Source organism: Pseudoflavonifractor capillosus (genome assembly GCF_016899775.1).
Lineage (GTDB): Bacteria > Bacillota > Clostridia > Oscillospirales > Oscillospiraceae > Lawsonibacter.
Genome location: NZ_JACJJE010000113.1, coordinates 1 through 2,879 on the forward strand (window position 1 = coordinate 1; position 2,879 = coordinate 2,879).

Sequence of the window (2,879 nt, forward strand, 5' to 3'; positions counted from 1 at the left end):
CCGGATGGAACAGCCCTTCCGAAACAGCCGCTTGGGGGGCTGTCTCAGATCGTCAATGGTGTAATAAGAAATTTCCACTTCAGTTCCTCATTTCATCGTCATGTCGGTGGAGAATGCAGGCTGTTCCTGGCCGCGCAGTTCCTCCAGTTTCTCCTCCGCCCAGTCCGGGAGAAATTCCTCCCTCAGCACGCCAATAAAATCCGTCCGGTTCCAGCGGGTCATCTCTCCGTCCCCCAGACAGGTGCAGCGGATGGATCGACCGCTGGCGTGAGGGCTGCACCCAAATCCGTCATGGGCGTACCAGAGCTGGGCCTGGGGCGTCCAGTAGGACTCCTTCAGGATATCCGGGGAGAGCACCAGCACCTTCCCTTCATAGTCCAGGCTGGAGTAGGAATTTGGTTCGCACTGCTCCGGGCCGAAGAGCCCAAGCTCCTGATATATCTTGCGGTATTGATCCACCACCCCATCCAGCACGGCAGGGTGGCTGGTCACCACAAATTCCGAGCCGTGCCGTTTGTCCCACGGGATGGGGAATTGCTCCGCCCACGCCTTGTTCTTGGGCCTGAACCGGCCGTCCCACTCCAGCTGCTGGAGGGTGTTGGCCAGCACCCATGCCGTCCGCTTGTAGCCGAACTCTTGGAACACCCCAGTCAGACAGTCGTTGTCTAGGTGAGAACCGTCAAAGTGCTGCCGGACGGCCTCCTCGATGGCCTCCTTGCAGGCGATGTTCTCCCGGTGGCTGGCCCGCCACAGGGACAGCTCGTCCCGGCGGCGGGCCTCCTCGGAGGAATAGGGATAGAGGTAAACATCATTCATCCTCAGATTCCTCCAAAACCAGAAGCATTCTCAGACCGTCCGGGTCCGCGCCGCAGTCCACCAGATTCTCAATCATATCCTCATCAAATTCGTCCAGAGGATCCTTCTGCTCATCCCCTCGACTGACGATTTCATTGCTGGCTTCCACCAGTTGTTTCACCAAGCAGGTGGTCACCTGATCCAGGCGTGTGACCGTATGGATTGCCTCTCTCGTGGAGAGATGGTCATGGCTTAAAAGAATGCACCCCTCGTCAGCCTGGAGGGTAAGTTCTTCACGGTCTGCCAGACCGGCAATCTGCATGGCGGCGTAAGGGATCTTCTGGAGCTTATTGCTGGGGTCACGGTGTACATAGAATTTCATGGTCGTTTTCCTCCAAAAATAAAATATTCAAGCCGAAATGGGCTCGTGGATCAGTTCATAGCGCAAGCCGTCCTCATCCATTCCGCTCCAAGCTGGGAACAGAGTGAGCTGACTGCCATCGCTGCCCAATTTTTGGGGGTCGTAGTTGGTGATGATCAGCTCCTCGTACTCGCTGTCCGCGGTCTGGGACATGCTGTTGGGCCGTGTGGTGTGGAAGATATAGAACTCTTTGTAAAGCTCTAAAATGTAGGGGCAGCAGTTGTAGGACACCATGACGTACCCCTGACAGGTGAGGAGCACATCATGGAGCCGCTGGTGGTCCTCCTTGGGAAACTCCACCGCATAGCAGTCCTCCGCCTCAAAGTAGGGCGGGTCGCAGTAGAAGAAGGCGTTCTTCCGGTCGTACTGCCGAATCAGGTCCTCAAAGTCCTTGTTCTCAATGACTACACTGGCCAGCCGTCGGGAGCACTCCCAGATCAGGTAAAAGAAACGCCGGAGGTCACAGGACCGGCCGGCAAATGATTTCCCACCGCCGCTGAAGCTGTAGCGGATCAGCTTGAAGTAATCGGCTGCCCGGCGGACGTCGCCCCGGGGAGAGCGCTCCAGCATCAGCTTCCGGATGGCCGCCCGCTGAGGCGGCTCCAGGTAGATTTGGGTCAGCTCCAGCTCTTCCTCCAGGTAGTCGTCTGTAAACTCATCCTTAGAGAAGAATTTATACAGGACATTGAAGTCGTCTCTGGAGTTGAGGGGAAGAAACCCCAGCTCCTTCAACAGGGCCATGGTGCGGTTTTTCACACAGCAGAACAGGTTTGTTAGATTGCTGTTATAGTCGTTGTAGACCTCCAGACATCCCTTTCGGAGGGGGCGGCCGAGGGTAACGGTTCCACTGCCGCCAAACACGTCGATGAAGCGGGGGTACCAAGGCGGGGCCAGCTTTCGAATCAGCCAAAGAAGTTTTCCTTTTCCACCTACCCATGGAATAAAAGACTTGGCAATGTGGCCTCACCTCCCCACCGGAAAATCGTCCAAGGACTGCTCCATGCCCTGGATGGCCGCTTCCAGCCCGTTGGCCATTTTTCGGAGCTGCCGGATAGTGGCGTAGGCTTCGCCGGCAGTCTGGGCATAGAAATAGCCGGACCGGTCGCTGGCAATGGGGATTCCCCTCCGGCGCAGCCGATTCACCTGTTTCTGCAGTTCTGCAACGCTGATTCCAAGCGTATGTGCCAGTTCTCTGCCGCTCACGCGGTAGGCTCGGCCAGGACAGGCGCCTTTCAGGTAGGCCAACAGTTGTTCTTCTCGTTTCATAATTCATCCCTTCCGGGACGTGTTTTCCCGAAAAAGGGCGCAAAAAAAAGAGGGGCCGCTTGCCCCTTTCGGGAAAAACGGCCCCTATTGCTTATCTACGATCTTTTATTTTTCTGTGCAGCGGTCATATCATCCGCATCGTTGGGGAGGATCTCTGCTCCGGATCGCTGTACTCATAGGATAACTCACCTCCATTCCAGGCCACATAGCCGTGGTCCGTGACCGACAATCCAGTTTGATCCATGTACGCCTCGGCGTAGGCTTTGCAGTCAAAGCAGTCCGCCAGCAGACCGGATGCTGAGATAACACCATCCCGGACAGCCAGCTCCCGGCCATACTCCGCCAAATCCACACCTCGAGGGATGACGGCGTAATGCTGAAGGTTCTGTGCATAGTC

At 56.5% G+C, this 2,879-nt stretch carries 4 protein-coding genes and 1 pseudogene; all 5 read right to left on the reverse strand.

Features of this window, described 5'->3' with window-relative positions; all coding sequences use genetic code 11:
* Positions 1–87 precede the first annotated feature (87 nt).
* Positions 88–816: a DUF3849 domain-containing protein gene (locus H6B31_RS16380; protein WP_204899480.1), complete on the reverse strand. Its 729-nt coding sequence runs from the start codon at positions 814–816 to the stop codon at positions 88–90.
* On the reverse strand, positions 809–1,177 hold the full coding sequence (locus H6B31_RS16385) for a hypothetical protein (RefSeq protein ID WP_204899481.1): 369 nt from the start codon (positions 1,175–1,177) through the stop codon (positions 809–811). Before H6B31_RS16385 ends, H6B31_RS16380 begins: the two co-directional genes overlap by 8 nt.
* A gap of 27 nt (positions 1,178–1,204) precedes the next feature.
* Positions 1,205–2,173 carry a DNA adenine methylase gene (locus H6B31_RS16390; RefSeq protein ID WP_204899483.1) on the reverse strand — a complete coding sequence of 323 codons (969 nt, stop codon included), beginning with the start codon at positions 2,171–2,173 and terminating at the stop codon, positions 1,205–1,207.
* 6 nt (positions 2,174–2,179) lie between these two features.
* Positions 2,180–2,482 carry an HTH domain-containing protein gene (locus tag H6B31_RS16395; protein ID WP_204899482.1) on the reverse strand — a complete coding sequence of 101 codons (303 nt, stop codon included), beginning with the start codon at positions 2,480–2,482 and terminating at the stop codon, positions 2,180–2,182.
* A 124-nt stretch (positions 2,483–2,606) separates the two neighbouring features.
* Positions 2,607–2,879, reverse strand: a pseudogene (locus H6B31_RS16400) (hypothetical protein); the annotation flags it as partial.

What these genes read in the sequence shown, in the direction of transcription:
- H6B31_RS16385 (WP_204899481.1), bottom strand. Translation starts at nt 1,177, where the DNA reads ATGAAATTCTATGTACACCGTGACCCCAGCAATAAGCTCCAGAAGATC.
- H6B31_RS16380 (WP_204899480.1), bottom strand. Translation starts at nt 816, where the DNA reads ATGAATGATGTTTACCTCTATCCCTATTCCTCCGAGGAGGCCCGCCGC.
- H6B31_RS16395 (WP_204899482.1), bottom strand. Translation starts at nt 2,482, where the DNA reads ATGAAACGAGAAGAACAACTGTTGGCCTACCTGAAAGGCGCCTGTCCT.